At 35.9% G+C, this 23,680-nt stretch carries 27 protein-coding genes; 22 read left to right on the forward strand and 5 right to left on the reverse strand.

What is annotated here, in order from left to right:
- Positions 1–6: 6 nt before the first annotated feature.
- The 10 genes from ACHUE4_RS15165 to ACHUE4_RS15210 all read left to right on the forward strand — a co-directional run bounded on the left by ACHUE4_RS15165 (position 7) and on the right by ACHUE4_RS15210 (position 7,286).
- A complete protein-coding gene (locus ACHUE4_RS15165) occupies positions 7–810 on the forward strand; it encodes a hypothetical protein (protein WP_394191539.1) in 804 nt (267 codons plus the stop codon).
- A 272-nt stretch (positions 811–1,082) separates the two neighbouring features.
- On the forward strand, positions 1,083–2,033 hold the full coding sequence (locus tag ACHUE4_RS15170) for a hypothetical protein (protein ID WP_394191541.1): 951 nt from the start codon (positions 1,083–1,085) through the stop codon (positions 2,031–2,033).
- A gap of 51 nt (positions 2,034–2,084) precedes the next feature.
- Positions 2,085–2,795 carry a DNA alkylation repair protein gene (locus ACHUE4_RS15175; protein WP_394191543.1) on the forward strand — a complete coding sequence of 237 codons (711 nt, stop codon included), beginning with the start codon at positions 2,085–2,087 and terminating at the stop codon, positions 2,793–2,795.
- A gap of 87 nt (positions 2,796–2,882) precedes the next feature.
- Positions 2,883–3,629 carry a creatininase family protein gene (locus ACHUE4_RS15180; RefSeq protein WP_394191545.1) on the forward strand — a complete coding sequence of 249 codons (747 nt, stop codon included), beginning with the start codon at positions 2,883–2,885 and terminating at the stop codon, positions 3,627–3,629.
- A gap of 243 nt (positions 3,630–3,872) precedes the next feature.
- Entirely contained in the window at positions 3,873–4,226 is a 354-nt protein-coding gene (locus ACHUE4_RS15185) for an ArsR/SmtB family transcription factor (protein WP_394191547.1), read from the forward strand.
- Between the two features lie 5 nt (positions 4,227–4,231).
- Positions 4,232–4,675: an SRPBCC family protein gene (locus ACHUE4_RS15190; protein ID WP_394191592.1), complete on the forward strand. Its 444-nt coding sequence runs from the start codon at positions 4,232–4,234 to the stop codon at positions 4,673–4,675.
- Between the two features lie 79 nt (positions 4,676–4,754).
- Positions 4,755–5,183 carry an SRPBCC family protein gene (locus ACHUE4_RS15195; protein WP_394191549.1) on the forward strand — a complete coding sequence of 143 codons (429 nt, stop codon included), beginning with the start codon at positions 4,755–4,757 and terminating at the stop codon, positions 5,181–5,183.
- Positions 5,184–5,295: 112 nt separating this feature from the next.
- Entirely contained in the window at positions 5,296–5,727 is a 432-nt protein-coding gene (locus ACHUE4_RS15200; RefSeq protein ID WP_394191551.1) for an SRPBCC family protein, read from the forward strand.
- Between the two features lie 149 nt (positions 5,728–5,876).
- Positions 5,877–6,443, forward strand: coding sequence for a phosphotransferase-like protein (locus ACHUE4_RS15205; RefSeq protein ID WP_394191553.1), 567 nt, complete (start codon positions 5,877–5,879; stop codon positions 6,441–6,443).
- Between the two features lie 429 nt (positions 6,444–6,872).
- On the forward strand, positions 6,873–7,286 hold the full coding sequence (locus tag ACHUE4_RS15210) for a VOC family protein (RefSeq protein WP_394191555.1): 414 nt from the start codon (positions 6,873–6,875) through the stop codon (positions 7,284–7,286).
- Between the two features lie 34 nt (positions 7,287–7,320).
- Here ACHUE4_RS15210 and ACHUE4_RS15215 read toward each other — a convergent pair whose 3' ends face one another.
- The gene (locus ACHUE4_RS15215; RefSeq protein ID WP_394191556.1) at positions 7,321–7,515 is read right to left on the reverse strand and encodes a hypothetical protein; all 195 of its coding nucleotides are present in this window, start codon (positions 7,513–7,515) and stop codon (positions 7,321–7,323) included.
- Between the two features lie 48 nt (positions 7,516–7,563).
- Here ACHUE4_RS15215 and ACHUE4_RS15220 point away from each other — a divergent pair, with 48 nt between their 5' ends.
- The 4 genes from ACHUE4_RS15220 to ACHUE4_RS15235 all read left to right on the forward strand — a co-directional run bounded on the left by ACHUE4_RS15220 (position 7,564) and on the right by ACHUE4_RS15235 (position 12,073).
- Positions 7,564–8,355: a cupin domain-containing protein gene (locus ACHUE4_RS15220; RefSeq protein ID WP_394191558.1), complete on the forward strand. Its 792-nt coding sequence runs from the start codon at positions 7,564–7,566 to the stop codon at positions 8,353–8,355.
- A 357-nt stretch (positions 8,356–8,712) separates the two neighbouring features.
- Positions 8,713–10,107 (forward strand): alkaline phosphatase, encoded by a 1,395-nt coding sequence (locus ACHUE4_RS15225; protein WP_394191560.1) that lies wholly within the window; start codon positions 8,713–8,715, stop codon positions 10,105–10,107.
- 93 nt (positions 10,108–10,200) lie between these two features.
- Entirely contained in the window at positions 10,201–10,839 is a 639-nt protein-coding gene (locus tag ACHUE4_RS15230) for a hypothetical protein (RefSeq protein WP_394191562.1), read from the forward strand.
- Positions 10,840–11,248: 409 nt separating this feature from the next.
- Entirely contained in the window at positions 11,249–12,073 is an 825-nt protein-coding gene (locus ACHUE4_RS15235) for a methyl-accepting chemotaxis protein (RefSeq protein WP_463510140.1), read from the forward strand.
- Between the two features lie 212 nt (positions 12,074–12,285).
- On the opposite strand, the gene ACHUE4_RS15240 is transcribed toward ACHUE4_RS15235, so the two are convergent.
- Positions 12,286–12,723 carry a DUF4362 domain-containing protein gene (locus ACHUE4_RS15240; RefSeq protein ID WP_394191566.1) on the reverse strand — a complete coding sequence of 146 codons (438 nt, stop codon included), beginning with the start codon at positions 12,721–12,723 and terminating at the stop codon, positions 12,286–12,288.
- A gap of 125 nt (positions 12,724–12,848) precedes the next feature.
- Entirely contained in the window at positions 12,849–13,316 is a 468-nt protein-coding gene (locus tag ACHUE4_RS15245) for a stage III sporulation protein AH (RefSeq protein WP_394191568.1), read from the reverse strand.
- Between the two features lie 202 nt (positions 13,317–13,518).
- Between ACHUE4_RS15245 and ACHUE4_RS15250 the strand changes: the two genes are divergently transcribed.
- Genes ACHUE4_RS15250 through ACHUE4_RS15260 form a run of 3 tightly spaced genes read left to right on the forward strand, consistent with a single transcriptional unit; the run spans position 13,519 to position 17,158 of the window.
- On the forward strand, positions 13,519–14,247 hold the full coding sequence (locus tag ACHUE4_RS15250) for a GntR family transcriptional regulator (protein ID WP_394191570.1): 729 nt from the start codon (positions 13,519–13,521) through the stop codon (positions 14,245–14,247).
- Positions 14,244–15,794 carry a gluconokinase gene (gene gntK, locus ACHUE4_RS15255; protein WP_394191572.1) on the forward strand — a complete coding sequence of 517 codons (1,551 nt, stop codon included), beginning with the start codon at positions 14,244–14,246 and terminating at the stop codon, positions 15,792–15,794. The genes ACHUE4_RS15250 and gntK overlap by 4 nt, the downstream gene beginning before the upstream one ends.
- Positions 15,795–15,811: 17 nt before the next feature.
- A complete protein-coding gene (locus ACHUE4_RS15260; protein WP_394191574.1) occupies positions 15,812–17,158 on the forward strand; it encodes a GntP family permease in 1,347 nt (448 codons plus the stop codon).
- A 161-nt stretch (positions 17,159–17,319) separates the two neighbouring features.
- Here ACHUE4_RS15260 and ACHUE4_RS15265 read toward each other — a convergent pair whose 3' ends face one another.
- Positions 17,320–17,703 carry a VOC family protein gene (locus ACHUE4_RS15265; RefSeq protein WP_394191576.1) on the reverse strand — a complete coding sequence of 128 codons (384 nt, stop codon included), beginning with the start codon at positions 17,701–17,703 and terminating at the stop codon, positions 17,320–17,322.
- Positions 17,704–17,894: 191 nt separating this feature from the next.
- Here ACHUE4_RS15265 and ACHUE4_RS15270 point away from each other — a divergent pair, with 191 nt between their 5' ends.
- Positions 17,895–18,263 (forward strand): VOC family protein, encoded by a 369-nt coding sequence (locus ACHUE4_RS15270; RefSeq protein WP_394191578.1) that lies wholly within the window; start codon positions 17,895–17,897, stop codon positions 18,261–18,263.
- A 340-nt stretch (positions 18,264–18,603) separates the two neighbouring features.
- Here ACHUE4_RS15270 and ACHUE4_RS15275 read toward each other — a convergent pair whose 3' ends face one another.
- Complete coding sequence (locus ACHUE4_RS15275) at positions 18,604–19,668, reverse strand: NAD(P)/FAD-dependent oxidoreductase (RefSeq protein ID WP_394191580.1); 1,065 nt, start codon at positions 19,666–19,668, stop codon at positions 18,604–18,606.
- Between the two features lie 163 nt (positions 19,669–19,831).
- On the opposite strand from ACHUE4_RS15275, the gene ACHUE4_RS15280 reads away from it, so the two are divergent.
- The 4 genes from ACHUE4_RS15280 to ACHUE4_RS15295 are packed head-to-tail and all read left to right on the forward strand — an operon-like array spanning position 19,832 to position 23,577.
- Complete coding sequence (locus ACHUE4_RS15280) at positions 19,832–20,623, forward strand: ABC transporter ATP-binding protein (protein WP_394191582.1); 792 nt, start codon at positions 19,832–19,834, stop codon at positions 20,621–20,623.
- Positions 20,624–20,629: 6 nt separating this feature from the next.
- On the forward strand, positions 20,630–21,559 hold the full coding sequence (locus tag ACHUE4_RS15285; RefSeq protein ID WP_394191584.1) for an iron-hydroxamate ABC transporter substrate-binding protein: 930 nt from the start codon (positions 20,630–20,632) through the stop codon (positions 21,557–21,559).
- Between the two features lie 3 nt (positions 21,560–21,562).
- Positions 21,563–22,573: a FecCD family ABC transporter permease gene (locus ACHUE4_RS15290; RefSeq protein ID WP_394191586.1), complete on the forward strand. Its 1,011-nt coding sequence runs from the start codon at positions 21,563–21,565 to the stop codon at positions 22,571–22,573.
- Entirely contained in the window at positions 22,570–23,577 is a 1,008-nt protein-coding gene (locus ACHUE4_RS15295) for a FecCD family ABC transporter permease (RefSeq protein ID WP_394191588.1), read from the forward strand. Before ACHUE4_RS15290 ends, ACHUE4_RS15295 begins: the two co-directional genes overlap by 4 nt.
- The last annotated feature ends 103 nt before the right edge of the window (positions 23,578–23,680 follow it).

The following is a 23,680-nucleotide window of genomic DNA, read 5'->3' on the forward strand; positions in this document are numbered from 1 at the left end:
GAAGCAATGAGTGTCAATCCGCAAGTCGAAAAAGAACTGGCGAAAGTAGCCAAGCAGTTTACAGAACAACCTCATATGCGTTTGCTTGGAAGTGAAGCGTGGGTCTTTCCGATTCAACTTGCAGATGTTCAAATGAAAACCGTCGTGCGAAGTCAGATGGATGTCTTAATGAAAATGATTTTGAAGATTCTAAAGAAATTAGATGTTAAAGAAGCGAATGAAATCGGTGAACTCTTAGCGGTAGAAACCATCTTTGTCGAGCATATGATGGCTTTATTAAAACAAAACAAAATGGTCGAAAAGGCAGATGGCTTATACCAACTCACGCCTCTAGGAACGGAACATTTAACGAGAGGCACATTTGTCCATGATCCAACCGATGAACAAATCGACCTTTTCTATAGTCCGTACCATCAAGAAGTTTTAATCCATGATTACGAGCAACAAATGATTGAAGACACGGATGATTTAGCTGAATATCGAATCGAACAAGAAACTACACAAAAGGATGTCACTAGCTTAGATGACGACCAAATGACCCAAATGATTTTAGATTCAGGATATGAAGTTTTAGTGGATGATGGTCAGAAACAAATTGACGAGATCACATCGATTCAAGTAAAAGAAACCGTACCTGCAGTATGTTTCGAATTTCATTTACACGATACAACCGAAGATCTGGTCTTTATACGCGTTTGGAATACGTGGACGGGCAGCTTTGATGTAGCTTTTGAAACGGAGCTGAATCAAAAAGAAGCCAGTCGGTTAAGAAAACAATATTTCGAGCAAGAAACAGATGTAGATAACTAATGTGGATTATCAAATTTAAATTAACTGAGAATAAACAGGTGGAGAAAACGATTCAGTTTTCTCTACCTGTTTTATTTTAGGAACTAATTTGACAGTTCTTTTCCCGTGAATTTCAGTAAATGATTTTTAATAGTAAAAGGAATTGAATCTAGAATATGGTAATGTAAAAAGATACAAGATTTTTTTGTTTTGATAACAATAAAACGGAATAATACTGTTGGAAAGTCAAAGTCTGAGTAAAACATTTGCTATTGCTAAAGGGGATGAAATAAATGGATAAATTTTATTCGCTGTGTCTTCAAGGAGATATAAATTCAGCAATGGAATACCTTAATTGTATTCAGCCAAAAACAAAAGAAATTGAATTACTACAGCAGAAATATAACGAAAGATTTTTCTCTCAAAATGCATATGAAAATATTCTGACGGAAGATTCCTGGATTAAAGGTGTCTTGTCAGCTTATCATGATTATTTTCGAACAGTATTAACAAATGCAGAAGAAATGAGTGTAGCTGAGTTAAATCTGAATAAAAGTTTACAAATGCATTTAAACATAGAATCATCTTTTGATATCGATGAAACCGAAAGTCAGTTGGCTTCCATTTTTTCTGAAAAAGGATATTATTTCTTGGGTGGAGTTACGCCACCATTTAGAGGCGCATATATTTGGAAGCGTATGGAGACATTGAATTTTGATGTTGAAATACCAAATCAAATGATTACAGTATCTGTACATATGATGTCAGAATTTTTATTGGAAGGTTGGATGGGTTACGCATCGTTTAACAATAGAGCTGTCGGTGGGTGGGCAAATGAAAATGGTTTGTATTGTAATTTGAAGCGTTATAAGAACTTAGATGGCGACAGTTTTCAGGTATCCTACTTGAAACACGAAGCTCAGCATTTATATGACTACACACATTTTCCCGAATTGAAATCCGATGCATTAGAATATCGAGCAAAATTAGTAGAATTTATTTATTCCAAAAATCACTTAATCTTAAAGAAATTCCTGAACGATGCAAAAAACGATCCGAATTTCCCCCATCCCTATTCTTCTTACAAAATAATAAAATGCTTGTCTTCTATCATCTTCAAAAAAGATTATGTGAGTGATATAAATGTATGGTTAGAAGAAGACTATCAAGTAATATCATCGACAGCTTTGGATCTTTTTGAGCAGAATACTAGTGAACTTAAAATGGATGATTGCAGAAGTTAAGTGTAAGTTTAAAAATAACAATGCAGTTTATCAAAAAGGAGGAAAATCAATATGACGGATTTCGAAATGGCTATGCAGGAATTAGAAGCACTTAGTAATGAACGAATGAAGAAGAGTTATATCAGTAACGGTGCACAAGAACCTCTATTTGGCGCGGCTACAGGTAAAATGAAGCCGATTGCTAAAAAAATAAAAGGGAATCAGCTTATAGCTGAACAACTTTATGCGACGGGAAATTACGACGCTATGTATTTGGCCGGCATGATTGCGGATACGACGAGTATGACTGAGTCGGATTTCGAGCGTTGGATCGATGCAGCTTATTTTTATATGCTTTCCGATCATGTAGTTTCGGTTACTTTAGCTGAAACTGATTTCGCACAAGCCGTTGCAGATAAATGGATCGCAAGCGGTGAAGAACTTAGAATGTCGGCAGGTTGGAGTTGCTATTGCTGGCTTTTGGGGAATCGAAAGGATGAGGAATTCAGTACTAGCAAACTTGCCGGTATGCTGGAACAGGTGGAAAAAACAATTCATGATTCACCAGATCGAACGAAATCTTCTATGAATAATTTTGTCTACACTGTTGCAATATCATATGTACCTCTCCATGAACGAGCGGTTGAAACTGCAAAAGCAATAGGACCAGTCGAAATCAATCGAGAAAAGAAAAAAACCAGTATCCTACTTGCTTCCGAAAACATTCAAAAAGCCTTAGACAGAGGGCAACTTGGTTTTAAACGTAAACATGTAAGATGTTAAATGCGGAAATATATTGGTCGCGGTTTTGATGTAATTTTAATAAAAGAAGTAAATGGAATATTAATGAGTTTTTAATCGGAGGTTACAATGCTTAGTTACAAAAATTCTACCAGAGAGATTGACGAAAGTGGAACAGAGATAGCTATATTATCTGTTGGAGCAACGGAACAATTTGGTCCTAACCTACCGATGCATTTAGATACTCTGATAGCAGAAGTATATGCAAAATCATTTGGCGAATTATTAAATGCCTATGTATTACCCACTATTCCTTTTAATACATCTGAAGAACACGCAAACTATAAAGGTACAATCACTGTTAGTCCAAATGTTTTAACAGCAATGTTAGAAGAAATTATAGTGAATCTAAATAGACAAGGCTTTAAAAAATTTGTTTTATGCAACGGACATGGTGGAGCATATTGGGAGTCAGCTTTTGTAAAGCATATGAACTTTAAATATCCAGAGTTAATCGTAATTACAACATATCGTCATTTAGCATGGGAAGAAGCACTAAAAGAAGTTGGATTAGAAGGACTTAAAGAGATACATGCAGGCTTATTATCTGTATGTACTGCAATGTGGTTATGCCCTGAACTAGTGAAGTTGGATTCAATGGGTTCGGATGTACCACCAGAAAATCGAAGATTTGCCGATTATATGTTTTGGGACAAGTTAACAGAGGATGGTTGTTGGGGGGAATTTGATAAAAATGAATACACTCCTAAACAACTTGCTGAAATAGGAGAGAAGTTTTGGACTTCATTTACTTCCAAAAGAGGTGAGAATTTAAAGTTAATCCTTGAGGAAGCATATCTTAAAAAAATGTCCTAATTACACTAGTACTAATATTTTAATAAAGTAAGGCAATTACTTGCTGTACTAACGAATGCTATGCTTGAAGTTGAATTTTGTATTGTATAAATGAACAAAAAAAATAGATAAACCTCGGATTTTGAACAAACTTTGTTCAAAGTTCGAGGTTTATTTATGCTTGAAAAAATTTCTAATTGGTTAGATTCTCTAATTTTCAACTTAACATTGCAATTATATTTAAGATGAATTATAGTTAACCACATGGTTAACTATAATGAAGGCCGACTCAATCAAGTATTTTCTGTTTTAGCAGATCCAACAAGAAGAGCAATACTCCAAGAATTATCTAGAGGAGAGCAAACTACCAAGAAATTGGCAGAACCATTTGATATGTCTTTACCAGCTATTTCAAAACACATGAAGATTTTAGAAAATGCCGATTTAGTTTCGTTTAGAAAGGTGGGAAGGAATAAATATTATTATCTTCAAACAAACGCGATTGATGACGCTGCGCTCTGGATTGATACCTTGAAATCATTCTGGGAGAGTCAGTTATCAAGTTTAGAGAAGTATTTATTGAATTCTGAAGAAGAAAAAGGAGGAAATGAAAAGTGATTACAATGAATAACGCACAAAATTTTACTCTTCAATTAAGTAATACGTACTCTGTTCCAACGGAAAGAGTTTTTAATGCTTGGACGAAACCAGAAGAACTTGAAAAATGGTGGGGACCTGCGGGCTTTAAAACGAAAATCGTGGAAATGAATGTTGAAGTAGATGGGAAATATAAATACAATATGCATTCTCCAGATGGACAAGTTCATATAATTGCAGGTCAATATTTAGAGATTGTTAAAAATGAAAAGTTGGTATTTACTTGGAAATGGGAAAATGGAGATGATGAGTTTCCTAATACAGTTGTGACTGTTGACTTTATTAATAAAAATGAGTCTACTGAGTTAGTCATAACTCATAAAGACTTACCAAGTGAAGCGGAAGCGAATAATCATAGTCACGGTTGGACAAGTTTCTTACATGAAGGATTGAAATCATATTTAGCTTAAAATACATTCTCTATGATTTATAGTGAGCACATTTCAGGTATCAAGAATTTAAAAAATATGACATAAGGGGAAAAATAAAATGATTAATATGCCACATCAAATCACAATTAATGCAACTCCAGAAAAAGTATATGAGGCCATTACCACGACTGAAGGAATTAAGAATTGGTGGACAACGGATGCAAAAGTTGAACCTGAAGTAGGAAGCGTCGCTGAATTTGGTTTTTATAATCGTAAAGCCGTATTCCTAATGCATATTGATCAGCTTGAACAAGGGAAGTTGGTTGAATGGACTGCCCAGCATGATATGCCAAGATGGAAAGGTACAAAAATCCGTTTTGAATTGAATGCAAATGATAATGGAGATACGATTTTGAATTTTAATCATTCTGGATGGGATTCGATGGAGGGTGGTTACCCTATGATTAATACAACATGGGGCTCTCTAATGTACATCTTAAAAAATTATGTAGAAGGAAAGAATCCAGAGGTGTGGCATCAGTCCTAAAATGGATAAAGATAATGTGGTGGTGACTATAGCGGTTAGCAATTTTAAGTGCATATAGTTAATGGTTTTCTACCTCGAACCAATAAAATCTATAATCTAAGGGGAATTACTAGTGCTTAAAGTGAAAACAAAGATACTGATTCATAGACCGTTAGAGGAAGTAGTGAATTTTTCGGCTGCTCCTGATAATGCACCTTTGTGGTATAAAAATATTGATTCTGCCGAATGGAAAACTGGTCAATCGCTGGAAGTGGGTAATCAAATTGCATTTCATGCTAAATTCTTAGGGCGGGACCTGGCATACACATATGAAATTAAGGAATTCATTCCTATGAAAAAGCTTGTCATGGAGACTGCCAATGGTCCTTTTCCTATGATGACGATTTACGAGTGGGAGAATGACGGTCCTGAATCCACTAGGATGTCTCTGATTAACCAAGGAACACCTACTGGTTTTTCTATACTGGCAAAACCTTTCATGGGTTTAATGATGAAAAGAGCAAATGAAAAAGATTTACAACTTCTTAAGAAGATTATGGAATAAAAAAAGCCGTCACAGGAAGATGACAGACTTGGATTTAATGTTCAATATTAAATGATAGTGATTTAGAATTCTATATAAGTGTCCACAGGCAAGTTTGATTTTGGAAAGGGTTAGTACCTATAACCCAATTATTGCAAGGAGAAGAATAAATGAAACAAGGGAAAATTATTATTCTTAATGGAGTATCCAGTTCGGGGAAATCTTCATTATCCAAAGAGTTACTTAAAAAGTTAAAAAAATATCATCATTTTAGTATTGATGAGTATGACAAAATAATAGAAGTGATGGAAGAGCGGGGTATTGAAAACGGGAGACTAATTCCGGTCAATACTGAATTTCTTTTCCATGACAATATAAAGATGTTCAGTGATTATGGAGTGAATTTAATTGTAGATCAAATTCTATTTAATGATGAAACGATGGATGATTTGTTAACGAAGTTACATGATTATCCCATCTTATTTGTGGGTGTTTATTGTTCTGAAGAGGAGCTTGATAGAAGGGAATTACAAAGAATGGATAGACCATTTGGACAGGGTAAGGGTCAACTAAACTATGTCCATCAACAAAGCGAAGTATACGATGTTACCGTAAATACAGAAACAGAGTCACTAGAGGTATGTGTAGAAAAGATTGTTTTTGCGGTACAAAATATTGATAACCTTTACGGTATAAAAGAAACTTATAATAACTGGATTGAAAAGAAAAGCATGTAAGTTCTCAAGAAAATCTATAATTAAAGAAGAATCTATACTGCTCCGAGAAAAAAAGATAATGTTTCATAGAGCTGCGTAAAAAGTTGAAAAGAGCAAATGAAAAAGATTTACAACTTCTTAAGAAGATTATGGAATGAAAAAGTCTGCCACATGAAGATGACAGACTTGGATTTAGTGTTCGACTTAATGTGATTGACTTAGACTCCCTCATAAGGAGTCTATTTTCTTAAATAAGTGCCACATCAAGTGGGTTCATTATTTGCTTTTTCTTTTTTTAGCTGCGTAAATAGCGATAAAAGTGCCAGATAAAACTGTAATCCATAAAATAAGATCCATGTTATTAGCTCCAATCGGTCATTTTATCTATCTATACGTGTAACATTGATGAAAGATACATTTAGGATTTATATACAGAACGGAGGCAACGTAATGGAATATGTTCTCGATCACGTAGGAATTGCTGTTCGAAATATTGACGACGCTCTTCCCTTTTATTTGAATGTACTAAATGGTGTACTAGAGGATCGCTATACAAGTGATGCACCTGGTGTTGAAGTACATGTTGCTGTTGTTAAAACGAATGATAAAATAATTGAATTATTAGCTCCAACTAACAAGAACTCCCCAATTGCTCGATTTCTAAAGCAGCGAGGAAAAGGGGTACACCACATCGCTTATCGAGTGGACGATTTGGACCAAGCGATTCTGGAGGCACGAAAAGATGGAGTTCGATTTCTAGAAGACACGCTCCGTACAAATATTCGGGGAAGAAGACTCATTTATTTAAATCCCGTTTCAACAGATGGCACTTTAATAGAACTGTGTAGTTATCCAAACAATTAGTGTGTAGTTTGGTCGCATTGTGTTAAAACCCTGTCTATGCGAATGAAGCTTCTGCGTCTGCAGAAGCATCAGAATGAATTTGGTCTATCGCCAATAAATCACTGGCTATCGCCAAATTAATGGATTGTTGCGCCAAATTATCGGTTTGGAACGCTATATTAAAAGCTCCAAACGCCATATTATCCAAGAATCGCGACAGATTATGTGGAGGATGTGAAGTACATCCCATTCCTCAGTTGCATACGTTATTTGTATAAACTGTGAAGGGATTGAGAAAATGTACTATGTTCCTCATATGTACCAGTGTCCTCATTACGTTCATGTACCCATGTGTACCTGCGGCAGACAGTATCCTTACCAAGCTTTTCCTCAAGGAACCGACATTTCAAACAATGTTGAGAATATTTTATTAAGAGATTATGGACCAAAACCTTATGTTGTTAATATTAATGAAGCAACGAAACAAAACGACACGTATCGAACAGCTTTATGGACTGGAGATCATCTTCAAGTTACGTTAATGAGTCTAAACCCTGGAGAAGATATTGGTTTAGAGATGCATCCTAACGTGGATCAATTTCTTCGTATTGAACAAGGTCAGGGAATTGTTCAAATGGGCAAACGTAGAGATCAATTAAATTTCCAGAGAAATGTTTATGATGATTTTGCAATCTTAATACCTGCTGGCACATGGCACAATTTGACCAACACAGGTAATGAACCACTAAGACTTTACTCGATTTATGCTCCTCCAAATCATCCATTTGGTACTGTTCATGAAACAAAAGCAGAAGCACTAGCTGCGGAAGAAGAGCATAGTCATGGCAATGGAAATACCGATATTTCTGGAAGGACTCCTGATGAATGGGTACGATATACGGAATATCTAGTCGATGAAGGATTAGAAGATGTGAAAAGAGGCATAAACGCTACACACATTCTTCAAGAATTTATTCTAATGGGGGTTCTTGTAGGTAAAGGGTATTCGCCTCAAAAAGCATACGAGACGGTAGAAGAATGGGAACGTACTGGAGAATCTAAACTTCTTCAACAAAGTAAAAATATGTAGCCAACCTAATAATCAATAGACAAAGCGTTGATCCATAAAGGATTGACGCTTTTTTAAGTAATTATATTAACGATAATTCAAGATTGTAAACCTCCTGTAAATTCTTCCAGTGGTCATTCTATTAGTATTTTACTATGACGATATTAATTACAGTTTTATTAATACAATAAATAAGAGTTTTATAATACGGGACCCCCTTTTTAGTAATTACACTGAATTCATTTACTTATAAAAAAACCATTCTCTGATTCTTTCTACCTCCTATCACTCAACTTACAATATCGTTACACCCAATTAATATCATATTAATACTAGAGAAATATAATAAATTCAAGATAAGAGGAGGAGGAAAACATAATGATTAATAAAAAATTGAAAAAAAAACTTTTACCCTTGGCAGTAATGACTACAGTTGCAGTTGGTAGTTTAGGAGGAACTTTTTCTACCGCTGAGGCAAAAGAAGTAAAGTCAAACAATGCAGAAATAAAAAATGTTATTGTCCTTATTGGGGATGGAATGGGCGTATCATATACAACTGCTTATCGTTATTTACAAGATAGCTCTGACTCCAAATTCGCGAATCGAACAGAGCTTGATAAATATCTTGTTGGTCAACAAATGACCTATCCAGAAGATCCTGTTCAAAATATTACTGACTCAGCTTCCGCTGCAACAGCAATGTCTGCTGGTATTAAAACATACAATAATGCCATCGGGGTTGATAATGATGGATCCGAAGTGAAAACAGTATTGGAATCTGCAAAAGAACGTGGGAAAGCAACTGGACTTGTTGCAACTTCTGAAATTACACATGCTACACCTGCATCATTTGGCGCACATGATGAAAGTCGTAAAAATATGAATGCTATTGCAAATGATTATTATGATGACCTGGTAAATGGTAAACATAAAGTGGATGTTCTTCTTGGTGGAGGAACTGATTTATTTGTTCGTAACGATCGAAATCTTGTTGAAGAATTTCAAAAAGACGGCTTTAGTTATGTAACTAACAAAGATGAGCTATTAAATGATGAGAACGAACAGGTTCTTGGGTTATTCGCGAAACGCGGAATGCCAAAGATGATTGACCGTACAGAGGACATTCCATCATTAGAAGAAATGACTAACTCTGCAATTGATCGTTTAAAAAAAGATGAAAATGGTTTCTTTTTAATGATAGAAGGAAGCCAAATTGATTGGGCGGGTCATGACAATGACATCGTTTCTGCGATGAGTGAAATGGAAGACTTTGAAAAAGCATTTAAAGCAGCAATTGATTTTGCAAAAAAGGACAAGCATACACTAGTCATCGCAACTGCTGACCACTCTACAGGCGGTTATTCTATTGGTGCAAATGGTATATATAACTGGGATGGTGCTCCAATTAAAGCAGCAAAAAAAACACCTGATTTCATGGCAGAAGAAATTGTGAATGGTGCTGATGTTGAAGAAACGTTAAAAAAATATATTGAACTTGATTTAACTACAGAGGAAATTAAATCTATAAAAGATGCTTCGACTTCTAAAAAAGGTATCGATATTGATAATGCAATTGAAAAGATTTTCGACACCCGTTCTAGCACTGGTTGGACTACTGGCGGCCATACGGGTGAAGATGTTCCTGTTTATGCCTTTGGACCATCTGCACAACGTTTTGCGGGTCAAATTGACAATATCGACATTGCAAAAAACGTTTTTGATATCTTAGAAAAAGGTAAAAAGAAAAATAAAACTATTATTAACGATAAATAATAAACCAGAGAAAGAAAGTATGGGGGCTGACATTTAGATATGGAGTCAGTCCTTTTTTCTTTATTGCTAAATTTAAAAAACGGAGGGTTTTACTTGAAAAATATATTTATCCTTATTACACTTGTATCCCTTTTATTATATGGTTGTTCTAGTAACGTACAAAGCAGTTCTGTTTCTGAAAGCGAAAAACAGAAAGAAGACGATTATTTAAATGATTACTCTTCAAATCCACAAGTGACAGATGATCGTTCATTACTGGAAGTTGGCCAAGAAGTTTCAGATGAAAAAGGGGAAGCTACTTTAAAGGCGATTAATCTTGTGAATGAGACTTACCCTGTTGGTCCGATTGAACTTCGTGTGAAAGATATGAAGGTTATTCACTTGAGGCCGGATTACAGCCTTGTTGATTACTTTCATGTTTTGACACATGAAGAGGAATTTAATTTTGTAAAAGTATTTATTGAAACAGAAAATATGTCCGAAGAAAAAGTGAATTTTGCTCCAATAGCAATGATCGAAACTAACACAGGTGAGAAAATTGATTGGGAAAAAGATATTTATCTTGAAGATTTAAACGGTGAAATAGACGGTAACACAACTAAAAAGGGCAACCTAGGCTTTATTTTAGAATCTTCTAAAGACCTTAAATGGATTGAGATTACAACTAGTGATGTATATGATAAGGATGAAAATAAATTAAGCGATTCACAAAAATTCAAAATTGAATTATAGGCGTTGAAATTAATCCTTATGGACAATCTAATTCGCATATACTTTAAATATATATTGGTAATATATATGTTAAATAAAAACGCTCAGATTTTTCTGGGCGTATTTTTTTAGGCTGAATATTTATTAAACAATTCGAAATTAAAGCATACTGTAATTGGATTATCAGCCTAGACTATTGGATAATATCTGTTGTAAACGGGTTCATAGGGAAGATTTGATTATGTTTACTTAATTTTAAAAGGTCTTTTTCTATTTATTTACACCAAATTTTACACATTTAAAAGAAAATTCCTATCATTTAATAATTAGCCTTAATGTACTAATATATTTTTCTGAATAATTTTAAAATAGGTCAAAGTAACTGTTACAATATAGTTACTAACATTTTTAACAAAGGGAGTTTATGGTTATGAGTATTATTTCAAGTAGTATTAGGAGCACTCAAATTTTAGATCAAACATCTGTTTTAGCAGCACTCGAATCAAATTTAGCCATGATAGAATTTAATATAAATAGAGAAGTTATCTGGGTAAATGAAAATTTCGCAGTGAATATGGGATATACAGTTGATGAAATGAAGAATATGCAGCATAAACAATTTTGTACTGCTGAATTCAGTAGCAGTAGAAAGTATGAAGAATTGTGGGAGAATCTTGAAAAAGGGAATAAGTTTCAAGAGAAGATTCAAAGGGTCGATAAGACGGGCAATTCACTTTGGTTAGAAGCCACTTATATTCCAATTTTAAATGAAGATGGAATAGTTGATGCTGTTCTTAAAATAGCAACCAATATTACAGAACGAGAAAATAACACGGCAAAAATCATCGGTCAATTAAAGGATATGCCAATAGAATTAGTAAGTCTAGTTGTTCAAAATTCTAAAGAAAAAATTCAAGCAGTTGAATCACTAAAAAAACAAACTGATTTAATAATTGAAATAACTAAAACCATACGCAATATCTCAACTCAAACAAATGTGTTGGCATTAAATGCAGCGATCGAAGCAGCCCGAGTTGGAAAAGAAGGACGAGGTTTTAAAGTTGTAGCTGATGAAGTCCGAAAATTGGCTGGTAATGTTGATGATGCCATCAAAAATGTGAATACCAATGTAGAGAATATTACCATGGAAGTAGAAAAGGTTAGTAAAATTACAGAGGATTTACAAATAACAGTCTCAGAAACTCAAACCAAATTCAACAAAGTTATTGAAGAATTTGAAGGCGTTGCTAAATAAAAAAAGGGATCATTATTTTTCTTTAGTAGATAGAAATTTATAAAGAATCCTCAATAATTAAAATATATAACCCTCTTATTTTGAATTAAGTTTTATCAAAATAAGAGGGTTTATTTTTAAAAGATATCATTTTTACCAATATGATTGTTCGGAGAGCCAATCTCAACTCACTTTTTTTTTGAAAAGTTCCTGTTTATGAACTAATTACTTCGTTAATTGAACTGCTTAGTCGAAACTTCTAATAACTCAAAATCCCCTTCGAAATCACCTGAACATTGAATAAGTATATATTTTTTAACATCATCGTTTGTTTCTACTATTACATCCTTACACTTATATTCTTCTATAAAATTCCCATCCACTTCATGAAAAACATTAATATTTTCACTGTTAAATGTTAGTGTCATTACTCCACGTTGACCCTCTATTCCATAACGAACATAATTGATTTCAGATTTAAGTTGATTCTTAACATTTTCTACAAATGTATTTAAAGCGTCGAGATTTTGAATGTGACCATGTTTGCTTACCACTTCTATAATACTTTTATTGTCATTCTGTTCATCATTTACATCTTCATCAATGTTATTTGATCGACACCCTGAAATGAGGAGAATAAATAATGTAATACCCATTAAGAAACGCCACATTATTACATACACTCCTTACTACTTATTTAGTTGTAAGTCCTAATTCAACTACCTATCTCTTAATAATTAAATAACAGAGCTTTGAGGCACAGAATAGTCGAAGAAAGAAAAGGTTTTTTACATAATTACCGAGGATATTCACTAATCTTTAATCCTTTAATATTCTTTAACCTCTGAATTTCATCTTCATCATCCGTATTTATATAGCTCTCTCTTTCATGTGCACAATTAACTAACCAAACACTGTCATCTTTAAAAAATGATAAATCTTCAGGTAATACATTAGGTCCTGACAAACACCATTCATACAATGAGTTTGACAATTCTTTTACAACTTTTTTGGCATTTTCATCTGCATGGTAATAGTAAACTTCTGCTTTATTATCGTCTTCCAAGATTGTACTTGCCCATTTTGATTCAAGCTTCATTTCTTTGAGCGAACCTTTAAACTTATCTAAGATAGGATCTAATGCTCGAATATTCCCCATATCTCTTCTTAAAACTAGATGAAATTCAGTGCAAGTTTCGAATGCTAAATCCATTAACGCCTCAAACGTTTCATTTTTGGGGTTTTTATCAATAATAAAAATCATTAGTTCAATCCTTTTGAATTAAATTTTTATTTACTAACCTGCTCCGTAAGTTTAAGTACATTCCTTCACTAACTTATTTACATTTTAACATAAATATCCAATTACAATAAAACTACCCAAGATAAAAGCGTTTACATTTTTGAGTTTCTCTACTATTATACTTGTATACAAGTATACCTAATATGAATAAAGGACTGAGAGTATGGAAAAACGTGAAGAATTCTTATTTCCTTTAAAGTGGATTGGAAACGCTTCCACGGGAGTGCGTTTAGCATCTGAATTACGTATTCGAATTATTTCAGGCATGATACCAGCGGGTACCGTTTTATCAGAAAATAAATTAGCTCAGGAATTTGAAGTGAGTCGATCACCCATTAGGGAAGCCTTAAAAACATTAGCATCCGAAAACATGATTCGTTTAGAGCGAATGGGTGCTGTCGTTATCGGATTAAATGAACAAGATATTAAAGAATTATATGATGTGCGTCTATTAATCGAGACGTTTGTATATGAACGTATATTAAAGATAGATACAACGGAGTTAGTGCAAGAACTGAGTAAAATCCGTGAAATGATGGAAGTAGCGATTAAATATAAAGATGCGGATGAGTTTTCATACCAAGATGTTTTATTCCATGAGACGGTCATTCGCTCGATTAATCATACTTACATTTACTTGATTTGGAATAATGCAAAACCTGTTATGGAGAGTTTAATTCTGTTGTCCATGCGGATGAGACTAGAGGAAAAGATAGAAGATTTTTCTCGCATCTTGAAGAATCACGACCTGTATATTGAAGCGATACAAAAGAAGGATCGAGATATCATGATTCAAGCTATGCATCAGAATTTTGATGACGTACAAGGTACCGTAGATGATCTTTGGATGTCTCAACAAATGCTCACGACAAAAGGAGAGCAAAATCAATGACGAACTATATGTTAGGTGTAGATATTGGTACAACTAGCACGAAAGCGGTTTTATTTACACAACAAGGTGAAATCATTCAACAAGAAAACAAGGGATATCCATTGCACACACCGGATATATCGACAGCTGAGCAAGATCCAGATGAAATTTTCCAAGCAGTTCTACATGTAATTTCAAAAGTTATAGCGAAATCCAACATATCTTCTGAAGATTTACAGTTCATTTCCTTTAGTAGTGCCATGCATAGTGTAATTGCGATGGACGAGCATGATCAGCCACTTACACAATGTATTACTTGGGCGGATAATCGAAGTGAAGCTTGGACGCGGAAAATTAAAGAAGAAATGAATGGACACGAAGTATACAAACGGACAGGAACACCGATTCATCCGATGTCCCCTTTAAGTAAATTGGCTTGGATTGTGAATGAAAAACCGGAAATCGCCAGTAAAGCGAAAAAGTATATAGGTATTAAAGAATATGTCTTTAAAAAGTTATTTGACCAATACGTTGTTGATCATTCCTTAGCTTCAGCTATGGGGATGATGAATCTGAAAAAATTAGATTGGGACAAAGAAGCTTTATCGATTGCAGGTGTTACTAGCGAGCAATTATCGAAGTTAGTACCTACAACAGAGACTTTCACAAACTGTCACGCAGAATTTGCCAAGCAGCTTGGAATCAGTTCAGAAACAACTTTTGTGATTGGTGCTAGTGACGGCGTGCTTTCTAATATTGGTGTAAATGCCATTGGAAAAGGAGAAGTAGCTGTAACGATTGGTACGAGTGGAGCTATTCGCACAGTTATTGATCGTCCCCAAACGGATGAAAAGGGACGAATTTTCTGCTATGCCTTAACGGAAAAGCATTGGGTTATTGGTGGGCCAGTTAATAATGGAGGAATGGTCCTTCGATGGATTCGTGATGAGTTTGCGTCTTCAGAAGTAGAAACCGCAAAACGATTAGGTATTGATCCGTATGAAGTGTTAATCAAGATTGCTGAACGCGTAAGACCTGGAGCGGATGGACTTCTGTTTCATCCATACTTAGCGGGTGAAAGAGCACCATTATGGAATCCGGATGTACGCGGTTCGTTTTTCGGTTTAACAATGTCCCATAAAAAAGAACATATGATTCGAGCAGCTCTTGAAGGTGTTATTTACAATTTATACACCGTATTTTTAGCCTTGCTGGAAGTAATGGATGAACCGGTAGTTCGAATTCAAGCAACTGGAGGGTTTGCAAGGTCAGATGTATGGCGTCAAATGATGGCTGACATATTTGATTTGGAAGTGATTGTCCCTGAAAGCTATGAAAGCTCATGTTTAGGGGCTTGTATTTTAGGATTATACGCAATAGGAGAAATCGAATCATTTGATGTTGTATCTGACATGATTGGCAGTACACATAAACACACACCAATCGAAGAAGATGTACAAGAATACCGAGAATTACTACCAATTTTCATTAATGTATCAAGAGTTTTAGAAAAAGAGTATGCAAGCATTGCAAAGTATCAAAGAGGATTATCTAAAAACACAAACTAAAATTGGGGGAAATAAAAATGCCGTTATTTATTGTTGCCATCGGAATTGTATCTTTACTCGTTCTGATTATGGGCTTAAAACTAAATACATTTGTTTCATTAATCATTGTATCTTTTGGAGTTGCTTTAGGATTAGGAATGCCTTTAGGCAGTATTGTTACATCAATTGAAGCGGGTTTAGGCGGAACGCTTGGACATTTAGCATTAATCTTTGGACTTGGTGCGATGCTAGGTAAATTAATTGCAGATGCGGGTGGGGCTCAACGTATTGCAATGACCTTAATCGATAAATTTGGACCGAAAAACATCCAATGGGCAGTTGTCGTTGCCTCATTCATTATCGGTGTGGCATTATTCTTTGAAGTTGGTTTAGTATTATTAATTCCAATTATCTTCTCCATTTCAAAACAATTAAAAGTATCTATTCTCTATTTAGGAATTCCAATGGCTGCAGCCTTATCGGTGACCCATGGTTTCCTACCACCTCACCCGGGACCGACCGTTATTTCCGGTGAATATGGGGCAAATATTGGGGAAGTATTGCTATATGGCTTTATTATCGCCATCCCTACGGTAATTCTAGCAGGTCCCTTATTTACGAAGATTGCTAAAAAACTTGTTCCGGATTCATTTAACCGAACAGGTGATATTGCCTCTTTAGGAGAACAAAAAACATTTAACCTAGAAGACACACCTGGATTTGGTATTAGTGTATTCACGGCAATGTTTCCTGTTATTCTAATGTCGATTGCAACCGTTATTACGATGGTTCAACAAACAATGGACATTCCAGATAATATGACATTTGAAATCGTTCGCTTCATAGGGAACGCATCTACCGCTATGTTACTGTCACTATTATTAGCAATCTACACAATGGGATTAGCACGAAATATTCCAATGAAAGAAGTAATGAATTCTTGTTCTAGTGCAATTGCTAGTATTGGGATGATGTTATTAATTATCGGTGGTGGCGGTGCCTTCAAACAAGTGTTAATCGATGGTGGTGTTGGAGGATACGTTGCTGAATTGTTTAGTGATACAACTTTATCACCGATTTTATTAGCATGGATAATCGCTGCTATTTTGCGAATCGCTTTAGGATCAGCAACCGTTGCAGCTCTAACGACTGCCGGTTTAGTCATCCCTTTGTTAGGCACTACGGATGTAAATTTAGCTTTAGTAGTTCTTGCAACTGGAGCTGGTAGTTTAATAGCTTCCCATGTAAATGACGCAGGTTTCTGGATGTTCAAAGAGTTCTTTGGTTTAACCCTTAAAGAAACGTTTGCTACATGGACATTACTAGAAACAATTATATCAGTTGCTGGATTAGGCTTTATTTTGCTTTTAAGTTTGTTTGTTTAATAGGTTAATTAAAATTAATGATTGATTTGTATAGGAAAACGAGCTTGGAGTAGCATGTCCAAGCTCGTTTTTTTCTGTCTTTTTAACTAAAGCATCGAATAGTAAAATTGTGCAATAAAAAAAGAGCACTGGTGGATAATTCAAACCATTGTTCAAGCCATTTAACAATTACAGATCATTAATACGTTTCCATCTAAATCGAGAAAGTTAAAATAGGCAAAATCACCAATACGCTCAATTTCTCTAACAACTGTTATTTCTTTGTTTTTTATAAATCTGTATGCTTCATCAATATCTTCGACGAAAAAATTAAATAATACATGGTTTGAAGGATTAAAGGTAAAGCTTGGATCGAAAGTGTGGTCGTCTAAAGTAAGTCCAGTCTCAGCTGTAATAGGAATATTATAAACGGGAGATGAAACATTATCCTTATTAAAGGATAATCCAAGTAGTGTACTGTACCATTCTGCAGATCTTTCTAAGTTACTAACATGGATAAAAACATTATTTACCTTACATGCGATTGGAGAAGCAATTGAATTCATTAACATTTCACCCTTTCTATTAATTTTCTTTTACATAATTCTACAACTCGTTAGAAAAACCTTTATAAATAATAAAAAAAGTTATGTCGTAGTAGGACCAAACTGTGTTCTAAAAATATTCAATAAAAAAAGGATATTTATATAAGATTAGAGAAATTATAAGTAGTTTATTTTTTTTAAGGAGGAACAATATGAGTAATTCTCTAATCAATGGTATCCACTATTTTAGAATTCCGGTTGTCGATCTTAATGAATCCGTGTCATGGTATTCAGAATGTCTTAAGTTCAAATTACGATTTACTAGAGATGGATTAGCTGTTTTTGAGCTTGAAACCGGTCCGTTGTTAGTATTAGTAGAAGCCGACATGAATTCACGAGGCCACTTTCTCAAAGATGGTCAAGCAGAATTTTCTGTTGGTTTCACAACTCCAAATATTAATGAACTCTACGAATATTTATTAAGTCAAGATGTAATAGTAGAATCCATTCAAGAAGATGGAGGACATCAATTTTTTTGCTTTTATGACCCGAATGGAAACAAACTTCAAGTACATAACTAATTTTTAAAAATTAAAAATTCGATTCTTCATTTTAGTTGCTCATCTTAGAGCAGCTATTTTTATGTTACCTACTTATTACATATCATGCTTCGTATCCGTCACTATATCTTTCAAAAGCGACAATAAACATTCAGTGTCTTATTGCTAACCTGCTGCGCATGCCATCCATGTAGCTCAATATAACACTAGTGTTTGAAGAGGGATTTGCATTGCTCCGCTATCTTCGAAACATGAAAGTGCGTTGAAGTGAAAATCATGCCATGACTGAAAAGAGACCATCTCTAAGTCACTAAATGACTTTTAAGATAGCCCCTTTTTCTTATGGTTCAAAATAAGTAGCTTAAGCATGAACATTTTCTTTTAATAACTCTTTCACCAGTTCTTTATTGCGCGTTTTAAAGACATCGTTATGAGACGAAACCATTGCTACACTGGCAGCCTCTGGTTCGATATATTGCTTCGCTTTATTCACAGCATTCGCAGCATCTTGGAAAGTCCCTGCAATGAGATTTAGTTTTGCTTCGTGCTTTAATATATCGCCCGCTGCAAAGATCCCTGGAACAGAAGCTTCACTGTTCGTGCTTCCTTCAATAAACGATCCATTCGCTAATTGTATTTGAACGGGGCTGTTTTCAAGTAAGGCAATATCCCGTTCATATCCATGATTAATGACGATTTCATCTACAGCTAAGTATTGTTTTTCACCGGTAGTCGCATGTGTGATTTCAACCGTTTCAATTCTAGAATTGTCACTTGATGCAATCAGTTTTGAGATTGAGTTGTGGAACAGACAGATGGCATTGCTTTCAAAAAGTTTGGATATTTGTGCTTCATGACCGGTAAAGTCTCCTTTTCGATAGACAACAATAATTTGCTTTGCAATCGGAGCGAGTTCATTAGCCCAGTCAATGGCTGAATTCCCGCCACCTGAAATAACAACCGTTTTATCTTTAAAGTGCATTAACGATTTAATTGTGTAGTTTAAGTTGCTCACCTCAAATCGGTCAGCGCCTTCAATTTGAAGTTTCTGTGGAGTTAAAATGCCACTACCAATGGCCACAATGATAGTTTTAGAGAAATGATGTTCATTCGAATCAGTGACGAGTTCAAAAATTCGATCATCGCCTTGGTGAATGGCTTCCACTTTTGTGTTTAATACGACGGTTGGTTGGAAGGTTAAACCTTGTTCAACTAGTTTATCGATTAACATTGCGCCAGGAAGTGGGGGATGTCCGCCAACGTCCCAAATCATTTTCTCGGGGTAAACATGAATTTTGCCACCAAGTTGAGGTTGGAATTCAATAATCTTTGTTTTTAAACCACGCAACCCACTATAAAAACTGGCATATAGTCCAGCTGGACCTCCACCAATAATCGTTACATCATAAAGTTCTGATTGTTTCATTCCTTCTTCAATCCTTCCTCAACTTGCATTAAATTCTGACAATTATTTTTTATATTCAATCCTCTTGACAGTTCTAGCTTACCCCATTATAGTTACGTTGTAAATGAAATTGATAATCGTTATCAGTTAAAATACATACAAGATGGTGGGAAGGAGGTAGCAAATGGTTCGGCTACAGGCGAAGGATTTACAAATTCGATATGGTGATCGAATGATTGTCGATGAGCTTTCGATTTCCATTCCAGATGAACAAATAACAGTGATTATTGGCTCTAATGGATGTGGTAAATCTACTTTGTTAAAGGCTTTAACACGTATAATTCCACATCAAAGTGGATCAATAGTTCTCGACGGGGAAAGCATTGTCAAAGAACCAACGAAACGATTAGCTCAAAAAATTGCGGTTCTGCCACAAACACCTGAAAGCGCAGGGGCCTTAACAGTTGGAGAACTGGTTTCATATGGACGGTTTCCTCATCAAAATCGCTTTGGTCAATTGACTAAACGAGATTTAGAGATGATAGATTGGGCACTTGACGTGACAGGTACGAAATTCTTCAAGTCCCATCCAGTCGATTCACTATCAGGTGGACAGCGTCAACGCGTCTGGATTGCCATGGCTCTGGCACAAGAAACAGATATGATTTTCTTAGATGAACCAACAACCTACCTCGACATGGCACACCAACTTGAAATATTAGAACTGCTGCAACGCTTAAATGCTACAGAAAAACGCACGATTGTGATGGTCTTACACGATCTAAACCACGCAGCCCGTTTTGCAGATTATATTATCGGCATGAAGTTCGGAAAAATTGTTAAGTCCGGACCAAGTGAAGAAATTATCACGAAACCCGTGTTGCGCGAGTTGTTTCAAATCGACGCTGAAATTGGCGAAGATCCACGTACAGGAAAACCCATTTGTATTACCTATAATTTAGTTAGAGGAGAATGACATAAAATGAAAAAGTACTCATTCGTATTCATAGCATTACTAACAATGTTCGTTTTAGCAGCATGTGGAGGTTCTAAAGAAGAAGGAGCATCTGCAAATAAAGAAGAAAAGAATTCAGAGCCAACAACGATTACCTATGAATCGGAAAACGGACCAGTAGAAGTTCCAGCAAATCCACAACGCGTATTAGTTCTATCTTCATTTGCTGGTAACGTCATGGCACTTAATGTTCCTCTAGTAGGAGTTGATTCATGGTCAAAAATGAATCCACGCTTTGAAGAAAAGCTTGAAGGTGTAGAAGAAGTAACGGATGAAAATCTAGAAAAAATCATAGAATTAGATCCAGATTTAATCGTCGGACTATCTAACATCAAAAATGTAGAGAAGTTAAAGGAAATTGCGCCAACGGTTACGTTTACTTACGGTAAAGTTGATTATTTAACACAACATATTGAGATCGGTAAATTGTTGAATAAAGAAGAAGAAGCTCAAACGTGGGTTGATGAATTCAAAACACGTACGCAAGAAATAGGGGACGACATTAAAGCCGAAATCGGTGAAGATTCAACGGTTACGGTAATTGAAAGCTTCGATAAGCAATTATATGTATTCGGCGACAACTGGGGCCGTGGGACAGAAATCTTGTACCAAGAAATGGGTCTGAAAATGCCTGAAAAAGTGAAAGAAATGGCTCTAGCTGACGGTTATTATGCATTATCAGCAGAAGTATTACCTGAGTTCACAGGAGATTATTTGATTTTCAGTAAGCATAAAGATGCTGACAACTCATTTGAAGAAACGGAAACCTTTAAAAACATCCCTGCAGTGAAAAACAATCAAATGTTTACAGTGGATGCGATGGAATTTTATTTCAATGATCCATTGACTCTTGATTACCAATTAGACTTCTTTAAAGAGTCATTCTTGGGGAACTAATTCATGTTAAATTATCGGATTCAACGCATTCCATATTCAATTAAACTTGGTGTGAGCGTGATTCTGATGATTGTGCTGTTCGGCATGGCTTTAGTTTTCGGAGCGGCCGATACGAATGTTCGCGATGTCCTATCTGCCATATTCACCACTGCACCGAATGACCAAGCCATTATGTTGCGGGAAATTCGTTTTCCGCGAGAAGTAGCCGCTGCCCTTGTAGGCGCGGCTCTTGCCGTTTCTGGCGCTATTATTCAGGGTATGACGCGAAACCCCCTTGCCGATCCAGGTTTGTTAGGTCTTACAGCTGGGGCGAATGCAGCACTAGCGATTACGGTGGCATTTTGGCCATCTGTTAATTACTTTGGTGTTATGCTGACGTGTTTTATAGGAGCAGCTGTAGGAGCAATCCTTGTTTTCGGTTTTAGCTCATTTCACCCAGAAGGGTTCACATCACTTCGAATTATTTTAGCAGGAGCAACGATATCTGCTTTTCTATATGCTATTGCTGAAGGCATAGGTATTTATTTTAAAATTTCTCAGCAAGTATCTATGTGGACCGCTGGAGGAATGATTGGGACAACGTGGAACCAAGTATTATTAATTGCCCCGATTGTGTTAATTGGGGTGGCGATTTCTCTCATGTGCTCTCGACAATTAACCATTCTTTCGTTAAGTGAAGAAATGGCGGTAGGTTTAGGACAACGCGTTCGATTGATTAAATCAATTTTGTTTGTCCTGGTCATTATTTTAACAGGTGCTTCTGTAGCCCTCGTAGGAAATCTTGCGTTTTTCGGCTTAATGGTCCCGCATATTGTAAGGTCGGTTGTCGGAACAGATTATCGATTTGTGCTTCCAATGTCAGCGATAGTCGGAGCTGCGTTTATGCTTCTTGCGGATACAGTCGCTCGTACGATTAATGCACCGTATGAAACACCTGTAGCCGCAGTCGTAGCCATAATGGGCTTGCCATTCTTCTTGTACATTGTGCGAAAAGGAGGGCGAAGTTTTACATGATTGAAACCTCTATCATTCGAAAGCAGAGACTTTTGTTTATCACTTTCACATTATTAATTATTGCAACTGCCGTAATCGGTATGGGGCTCGGATACGCATCCGTTTCATACGACCGCATTATTCCAACCTTGCTCGGACAAGGGGAGTTTAAAGAGGAGTTTGTCCTTTTTTCAGTGCGTTTGCCGCGTATCGTCATAACTTTATTAGCCGGAATGGCTTTGGCTCTTTCAGGTGCTTTGCTGCAAGGAATTACACGTAATGAGTTAGCGGATCCTGGAATTATCGGAATAAATTCTGGAGCGGGTGTAGCGGTTGCGATATTCTTTCTTTATTTCCCAGCAGAAGCAGGTACATTTATTTACGCCCTTCCTTTTGTTGCATTTCTTGGTGCTTTGCTTACAGCTGTTATTATTTATGTGTTTTCCTATAGCCGAACAACGGGCATGCAGCCAGTGAAACTAGTATTAGTGGGCGTCGGAATGTCGATGGCATTATCAGGCGCAATGATTGTCATGATTTCATCAGCTGACCGCATCAAAGTTGATTTCATCGCTCGATGGCTTGCGGGAGATATTTGGGGAACGGATTGGCCGTTTGTCTTGGCCATACTTCCTTGGTTAATTGTCCTCATACCATTTGCGTTAATAAAAGCGAATCGCTTAAACATTCTTGGTTTGGGGGAACCGGTAGCCATAGGAGTCGGTCTGTCCGTACAAAAAGAACGAATTGTCCTAACGTTAGCGGCCGTGGCTCTTGCTGCATCAGCTGTTTCAGTGACTGGTGGGATTTCGTTTATTGGATTAATGGCACCACATATTGCACGTACTCTTGTTGGTCCAAGGCACCAGTTGTTTCTTCCATTGAGTTTACTAATTGGAGGCTGGCTGTTACTTATTGCGGATACAATTGGTCGGAATATCGTAGAACCGAACGGTCTTCCAGCTGGAGTGATGGTAGCTCTCATTGGTGCACCTTATTTTATATATTTATTAACAAAGAAGTAGAAAATAGCACTCCAAAAGGAGTGCTATTTTTGGGTTCTATAATAAATGTTGGGGTAAGCACACAATTTAGCGCATGAAAAAAGCACGACATCATCCATATCTT

Source organism: Paenisporosarcina quisquiliarum, assembly GCF_043641925.1.
GTDB classification, from domain to species: Bacteria; Bacillota; Bacilli; order Bacillales_A; family Planococcaceae; genus Paenisporosarcina; species Paenisporosarcina quisquiliarum_A.

Excerpts from the sequence above, each read along its gene's own strand:
- gntK (WP_394191572.1), top strand. The coding sequence starts at position 14,244 with ATGACGAACTATATGTTAGGTGTAGATATTGGTACAACTAGCACGAAA.
- ACHUE4_RS15165 (WP_394191539.1), top strand. The coding sequence starts at position 7 with ATGAGTGTCAATCCGCAAGTCGAAAAAGAACTGGCGAAAGTAGCCAAG.
- ACHUE4_RS15195 (WP_394191549.1), top strand. The coding sequence starts at position 4,755 with ATGATTAATATGCCACATCAAATCACAATTAATGCAACTCCAGAAAAA.
- ACHUE4_RS15235 (WP_463510140.1), top strand. The coding sequence starts at position 11,249 with ATGAGTATTATTTCAAGTAGTATTAGGAGCACTCAAATTTTAGATCAA.
- ACHUE4_RS15170 (WP_394191541.1), top strand. The coding sequence starts at position 1,083 with ATGGATAAATTTTATTCGCTGTGTCTTCAAGGAGATATAAATTCAGCA.
- ACHUE4_RS15280 (WP_394191582.1), top strand. The coding sequence starts at position 19,832 with ATGGTTCGGCTACAGGCGAAGGATTTACAAATTCGATATGGTGATCGA.
- ACHUE4_RS15270 (WP_394191578.1), top strand. The coding sequence starts at position 17,895 with ATGAGTAATTCTCTAATCAATGGTATCCACTATTTTAGAATTCCGGTT.
- ACHUE4_RS15190 (WP_394191592.1), top strand. The coding sequence starts at position 4,232 with ATGAATAACGCACAAAATTTTACTCTTCAATTAAGTAATACGTACTCT.
- ACHUE4_RS15225 (WP_394191560.1), top strand. The coding sequence starts at position 8,713 with ATGATTAATAAAAAATTGAAAAAAAAACTTTTACCCTTGGCAGTAATG.
- ACHUE4_RS15180 (WP_394191545.1), top strand. The coding sequence starts at position 2,883 with ATGCTTAGTTACAAAAATTCTACCAGAGAGATTGACGAAAGTGGAACA.
- ACHUE4_RS15210 (WP_394191555.1), top strand. The coding sequence starts at position 6,873 with ATGGAATATGTTCTCGATCACGTAGGAATTGCTGTTCGAAATATTGAC.
- ACHUE4_RS15220 (WP_394191558.1), top strand. The coding sequence starts at position 7,564 with ATGTACTATGTTCCTCATATGTACCAGTGTCCTCATTACGTTCATGTA.
- ACHUE4_RS15290 (WP_394191586.1), top strand. The coding sequence starts at position 21,563 with ATGTTAAATTATCGGATTCAACGCATTCCATATTCAATTAAACTTGGT.
- ACHUE4_RS15285 (WP_394191584.1), top strand. The coding sequence starts at position 20,630 with ATGAAAAAGTACTCATTCGTATTCATAGCATTACTAACAATGTTCGTT.
- ACHUE4_RS15205 (WP_394191553.1), top strand. The coding sequence starts at position 5,877 with ATGAAACAAGGGAAAATTATTATTCTTAATGGAGTATCCAGTTCGGGG.
- ACHUE4_RS15250 (WP_394191570.1), top strand. The coding sequence starts at position 13,519 with ATGGAAAAACGTGAAGAATTCTTATTTCCTTTAAAGTGGATTGGAAAC.
- ACHUE4_RS15265 (WP_394191576.1), bottom strand. The coding sequence starts at position 17,703 with ATGAATTCAATTGCTTCTCCAATCGCATGTAAGGTAAATAATGTTTTT.
- ACHUE4_RS15240 (WP_394191566.1), bottom strand. The coding sequence starts at position 12,723 with ATGTGGCGTTTCTTAATGGGTATTACATTATTTATTCTCCTCATTTCA.
- ACHUE4_RS15175 (WP_394191543.1), top strand. The coding sequence starts at position 2,085 with ATGACGGATTTCGAAATGGCTATGCAGGAATTAGAAGCACTTAGTAAT.
- ACHUE4_RS15245 (WP_394191568.1), bottom strand. The coding sequence starts at position 13,316 with ATGATTTTTATTATTGATAAAAACCCCAAAAATGAAACGTTTGAGGCG.
- ACHUE4_RS15260 (WP_394191574.1), top strand. The coding sequence starts at position 15,812 with ATGCCGTTATTTATTGTTGCCATCGGAATTGTATCTTTACTCGTTCTG.
- ACHUE4_RS15275 (WP_394191580.1), bottom strand. The coding sequence starts at position 19,668 with ATGAAACAATCAGAACTTTATGATGTAACGATTATTGGTGGAGGTCCA.
- ACHUE4_RS15185 (WP_394191547.1), top strand. The coding sequence starts at position 3,873 with ATGGTTAACTATAATGAAGGCCGACTCAATCAAGTATTTTCTGTTTTA.
- ACHUE4_RS15295 (WP_394191588.1), top strand. The coding sequence starts at position 22,570 with ATGATTGAAACCTCTATCATTCGAAAGCAGAGACTTTTGTTTATCACT.
- ACHUE4_RS15215 (WP_394191556.1), bottom strand. The coding sequence starts at position 7,515 with ATGGGATGTACTTCACATCCTCCACATAATCTGTCGCGATTCTTGGAT.